This is a genomic window from Streptomyces niphimycinicus (assembly GCF_018883605.1).
Classification (GTDB): Bacteria; Actinomycetota; Actinomycetes; order Streptomycetales; family Streptomycetaceae; genus Streptomyces; species Streptomyces niphimycinicus.
On record NZ_JAHLEM010000916.1, the window covers coordinates 1 to 6,076 of the forward strand.

The 6,076-nt window shown below is 72.3% G+C and carries 2 protein-coding genes; both read right to left on the reverse strand.

The features are described 5' to 3' along the window. On the reverse strand, positions 1 to 1,471 hold a 1,471-nt coding region (locus KN815_RS45345), incomplete at its 3' end, for a type I polyketide synthase (protein ID WP_216347636.1). Positions 1,472 to 1,542: 71 nt separating this feature from the next. Beyond that, positions 1,543 to 6,009, reverse strand: a complete 4,467-nt coding sequence (locus tag KN815_RS45350) for an SDR family NAD(P)-dependent oxidoreductase (protein WP_253209651.1) — start codon at positions 6,007 to 6,009, stop codon at positions 1,543 to 1,545. Positions 6,010 to 6,076 lie beyond the last annotated feature (67 nt).

A 6,076-nucleotide genomic window follows, 5' to 3' on the forward strand; every position in this document is an offset into this window, starting at 1 on the left:
CACGTCCGGACACCACCCACGGCACTACACCACCCGCCGCGAGACCGCCTGGCGAGGTGTCCGGTGTGGTGGTGGCCTCGGGCGGTTCGGGGGCCTGCTCAAGGATCAGATGGGCATTCGTACCGCTGATGCCGAACGACGAGACACCCGCACGGCACGGCCGTCCATTCGCCGCCCACTCGACCGGTTCGGTCAGCAGCCGCACCTCGCCCGCGCCCCAGTCCACATGCGGTGTCGGCTCGTCGATGTGCAGCGAGGCGGGGAGCACCCCGTGCCGCAGCGCCTCGACCATCTTGATGATGCTCGCCACTCCGGCGGCGGCCTGGGTGTGCCCGATGTTGGACTTGACGGAGCCCAGCCACAGCGGATGTCCCTCCGGCCGGTCCTGGCCGTAGGCGGCCAGCAGCGCCTGCGCCTCGATCGGGTCACCCAGCGTCGTACCCGTACCGTGTGCCTCCACCGCGTCCACCTCGGACGGCGACACCCCCGCGTTGGCCAGCGCCTGCCGGATCACCCGTTGCTGCGAGGGCCCGTTGGGCGCCGTAAGTCCGTTGCTTGCGCCGTCCTGGTTGACCGCCGAACCCCGGATCACCGCCAGCACCCGGTGCCCGTTGCGGCGTGCGTCGGACAGCCGCTCCAGCAGCACCAGGCCGACGCCCTCGGAGAAGCCCGTGCCGTCCGCCGCCGCGGCGAACGCCTTGCACCGCCCGTCCGGGGACAGCGCGCGCTGACGCGAGAACTCGGTGAACCCGCCCGGCGTGGCCATCACCGTCACCCCGCCCGCCAGCGCCAGCGAACACTCGTCCTGCCGCAGCGCCTGCACCGCCAGATGCGTGGCCACCAGTGACGACGAGCACGCCGTGTCCACCGTGACCGCGGGCCCCTCCAGGCCGAACGAGTACGACACCCGGCCCGAGACCACGCTGCCGAGGTTCCCGGTGGCCACATAGCCCGCCGAGTCGCCGGTGGTCTGGCCGATGAGCGACAGATAGTGGTACGAGTCCACCCCGGCGAACACCCCGGTGCCGCTGCCGCTCAGCGCGTCCCGCGTCAGCCCCGCGCGCTCGAACGCCTCCCATGCCGTCTCCAGCAGAAGCCGCTGCTGCGGATCCATCGCCGCGGCCTCACGCGGGTTGATCCCGAAGAACTCGGCGTCGAAATCGGCCACATCGCGCAGAAACCCGCCCTCGCGGGCGCTGCTGGTACCGGCGTGTTCCGGATCCGGGTCGTAGAGGTTCTCCAGGTCCCAGCCACGGTCCTCGGGAAACGAGGAGATGACATCCACACCCTCGTCCACCACCCGCCACAGGTCCTCGGGGGTCGCCACATCGCCGGGGAAGTGGCAGGCCATCCCGATGATGGCGATGGGCTCCCGGGCGCGGTCCTCGACCTCGCGCAACTGCCGCCTGGCCAGACGCAGATCGGCGGTCGCCCGCTTGAGATAGCTGCGGAGCTTCTCGTCATCCGTCATATCGCATCAACCCGATCGTCACGGCGGTCCTGATTTCGGCGGTCCTGTCAGGGGCTCTGTATGGGGCCCTGCTAGGAGTCCTGATTCGGCGGTCCTGATTCAGCGGTTCGTCGGAGACTGTCGTCGGAGGGGACGGTCAGCTCGTTGTCGAGCGCCTGGAACAACTCCTCGTCGCTGGCCGACTCCAGATCCTCCTCGGCGGGGTCGTCACCGTCCTCGCCATGCCACGGGCCGTCCACCTTGCGCAGCAGCTCGCGCAGCCGCAGCGCGATCCGGGCCCGCTGCTCGCGGTCGGCGATCCCCCCGGTCAAGGCGGCGTCGAGGGTGTCGAGGCCGGTGAGCAGGGCGGCCCCCGGCGCCACTTCGGCCGGGACGAGGAGCTCCCGCAGCAGCCGTACCACCGCGGTGGGCGTGGGGTGGTCGAAGACCAGCGTGGCGGGCAGCCGCAGACCGGTGGCGGCGCCCAGCCGGTTCCGCAGCTCCACGGCGGTCAGCGAGTCGAAGCCCAGCTCCCGGAAGTTCTGGGCGGGGTGGATGGCATCGGCCGTGTCATGGCCCAGCACCGTCGCCGTGGCGTTGCGCACCAGCTTGAGGAGTGCTTGCTGCCGGTCCTCCTCGGACAGGGTGGCGAACGCCTCCGCCGGTGCCGCGCCGCCCGGGCCGGCGGCACCGGTGGCCGCCTGCGGGGCGGCGCCGCGCACCAGGCTCCTGAAGAGGGGCGGCAGATCGTCGGCGTGGGCCTCCCGCCGCAGGGTGGCAAGGTCGAGCCGGATGGGGGCCAGGGACGGAAGGCCGCTGTCGAGGGCGATGTCGAGCAGCGCGAGACCCTGTTCGGTCTCCAGGCCCACCATCCCGGCCCGCACCAGCCGCGCCCGGTCGGCGTCGGTCATCCCTCCGGTCATCCCGGTGGCCTGCGCCCAGTATCCCCAGGCCAGGGAGGTGGCGGGCAGGCCCTGGGCATGACGGTGCGCGGCGAGCGCGTCCAGGAAGGTGTTGGCCGCCGCGTAGTTGCCCTGCCCCGCGGCGCCCAGCAGCCCGGCGGCCGCGGAGAACAACACGAACGCCGACAGCCCCGCGCCGCGGGTGAGCTCATGCAGATTCCACGCCCCGTCGGCCTTCGCCCACAACACCTCATCGAGCTGATCGGGTGTGAGCGCCTCGACCGTGGCATCGCGCAGCAGCCCGGCGGCGTGGACGACGGCGGTGAGCGGATGGCGCTCGGGAACGGTCTCCAGCAACTTGGCCAGGGCGGCCCGGTCGGCCGCGTCACACGCGGCGATGGAGACCCGTGCGCCGAGCCCGGTCAGCTCGGCCGCCAGCTCCGTGGCCCCCGGGGCGTCGAGGCCCCGGCGGCTGATCAGCAGCAGCCGCCGTACGCCGTGCCGGGCCACCAGATGGCGGGCGGTGGCGGCGCCCAGGGTGCCCGTGCCACCGGTGATGAGGACCGTGCCGTCCGGGTCGAGGGCGGTGGGGAGCGTCAGCACGATCTTGCCGATGTGGCGGGCCTGGCTGAAGTAGCGGAACGCCTCGGGGGCCCGGCGGATATCCCACAGGGTGGTGGGCAACGGCCGCAGCGTCCCGTCCTCGAACAGGGCGGACAACTCGGCCAGCATCCGCTGGATACGGTCCGGGCCCGCGCCGCCGACCAGGTCGAACGCGCGGTAGACCACGCCCGGATAGCGGGCGCCGACCTCCTCGGGGTCGCGGACGTCGGTCCGGCCCATGTCGATGAAGCGACCGCCGGGCGCCAGCAGCCGCAAGGAGGCGTCCACGAAGTCACCGGCCAGCGAATTGAGCACTACATCGATGGAACCCGCGGTGGTGCGGAACCCCTCCTCGAAGTCGAGAGTGCGGGAGGAGGCGATGTGACGGTTGTCGAATCCGCGCTCTCGCAGGGCATGCCACTTGGTGGGACCCGCCGTGGCATACACGTCGGCCCGCCAGTGGCGTGCCAACTGCACGGCCGCCAGGCCCACTCCGCCGGTGGCCGCGTGCAACAGCAGCTTCTCCCCGGCCCGCAGTCCCGCGAGATCGGCGAGACCGTAGTAGGCGGTGAGAAAGGCGGATGGTGTGGTCGCCGCCTGGGCGTACGACCACCCCGCCGGGATCCTGGTGATCATCCGGACATCGGTGACGACCAGCGGCCCGGTGCCGTTGAACAGCCCCATCACCCGGTCGCCCACCGCGAACGCGTCGGTTTCCGGCCCCACCTCGACGACCACGCCCGCACCGTCGCCGCCCAGCGGCCTGGGATCCTCCACCATGCCCAGCGCCACGACCACGTCATGGAAGTTCACCCCGCCGGCCCGCAGCGCCACCCGGACCTCGCCACGGCCCAGCGGGCGCGTGTTGTCCGGGCAGTCGACCAGCGCGAGCTGGTCCAGACTGCCGTGGCCGGTCAGCCCCAGACGCCACGCGGCCGACCCCTCCGGCGCGGCGAGCCGCTTGGCCACGTCGTCGTGGACCAGCCGCGGGACATACGCCACACCGTCGCGCAGCGCCAGTTGAGGCTCGCCCGAGGCCACGGTGTCCGCCACGGCGCGTAGTGAGGCGTCCCGTTCATCGAGGTCGAGCAGCAGGACCCGGCCGGGGTTCTCCGACTGGGCGCTGCGCACCAGACCCCACACGGCCGAGGCGGGCAGATCGTGGACATCGTCATGGCTGCGCGTGGCGACCGCCCCACGGGTGACCACGGCCAGCCGAGCGTCGGCGAGTTCGGGGGCCGCGAGGAATTCCCGCAACACCCCGAGGGCGTGTTTGCCGAGGCCATGGGTGTGCTCCACCGGATCGCCGCGCCCATCGCCGGGAGAGCCGAAGAAGGCGAACACCACATCGGGGGCCGGGGCCCCGTCCGCCACGTCCGCCCGTACGGCGGCGAGATCCGGAAGGCCAGTGGCGCCGGGCAGCGCATCGGCCAGGAGGCCGCCGTCCGGACCGATTACGGCCGAACGGCAGGCGGGGGCGGACTCGGCCGGTGTCAGCCGTGTCCAGGCGACCTGGAACAGCGCGTTCCTGCCCGCCGCCCGGGCCCGCCCCAACTGCCCGTCCGGCACCGGGCGCAGGATCAGATCGTCCACGACGACCACCGCGGCGCCGGTCGGATCGGCCGCGAACAGCGTGAGCCGGTCCGGTGCCGTCGGGGTGATGCGGATCCGCAGGGTGTCCGCCCCGGTGGCGCGCAGCCGCAGACCACTCCAGGTGAACGGGAGCAGGACCCGGTGCGCGTCCTCGGAACCGGGGGCGACGTCCAGGGCCCGGGCGTGCAGCGCGGCGTCGAAGAGGGCGGGATGGATGCCGTACCCGGCCGCGCCGTCGCGCTCCCCTTCGGGCAGGGACACCTCGGCGTAGACGGCGCCGTCCAGCCGCCAGGCGGCGGTGAGGCCCTGGAAGGACGGTCCGTAGTGGTAGCCGTGGTCGGCGAGCTGACGGTAGAAGTCCTCGACGGGGAGTGGTGTGGCCCCGGGAGGCGGCCAGGCGCCGTCCAGGGCCGGAGAGTCGGCCGCGGAGGAGGTGGCGAGCGCCCCGGTGGCATGCCGGGTCCAGGCCGCGTCGCCACTGTCTGCCATGTCGCCCGCGTCGGCCGCCGGCCGGGAATGCACCGTGATGGGACGCTCCCCGATGTGATCGGGAGCGGCCACGGCGATCTGCACATCGACCGCCTCACCTTGCGGAATCACCAGTGGCGCGTGCAGGGTCAGCTCCGACACCTGGTCACAGCCGGTCCGCGCGGCGGCGTGCAGGGCGAGTTCGGCGAAGGCGGTGCCCGGCAGCAGGACGGTGTCCAGGACCCGGTGGTCGTTCAGCCAGGGGTGGGTCCGCGGCGACAGCCGACCGGTGAGTACATGGGTGCCGCCCTCCGCGAGTTCCACGGCGGCGCCGAGCAGCGGATGACCGGCGGACCCCAGCCCGAGGTCGCCCGGGTCACCGCTGTGGCCACCCCGCCCGTCCAGCCAGTAGCGCCGTCTCTGGAAGGCGTAGGTGGGCAGGTCGACGGCGCGGGGTGCGGGGTCGGCGCGGAACCAGCGGGTCCAGTCGACCGCGACCCCCGCGGTGAACGCCTGGGCCACCGATCGCAGCAACTGGGCGTGGTCGCCGTGGTCCCGTCGCAGAGTCGGCACCGCGGCCGCGGGCACACCGGCTTCCTCGAAGGTCTCCTGCATGCCGATGGTGAGGACGGGGTGGGTGCTGACTTCGATGAATACGCGGTGACCGTCGTCGAGGAGTGCTTGTACGGCGTCGGCGAACCGTACTTGTTCGCGGAGGTTGGTGACCCAGTAGGCGGTGTCGAGCCCGCTGGTGTCCATGCGGGCGCCGGTGACCGTCGAGTAGAAGGCCACCTCCGCCTGGACGGGTTCGATCCCCGACAGCAGTTTCCTCAACTCATCCGCGATTTGATCCACTTGGGCGCTGTGGGAGGCGTAGTCGACGTCGATGAGCCGGGCTCGGCGGCCTGTCTTTTCGCATGCGGTCACGGCGTGGGCGACCTGTTCGGGTGGCCCGGATACGACGACGGATCCGGGGCCGTTGACGGCGGCGATGCCTACTTGGCGGGCTGGTTCGCCGAGGTCGGTGAGGAGTTCTTTGGCGTGGTGGTGGTTGAGGGTG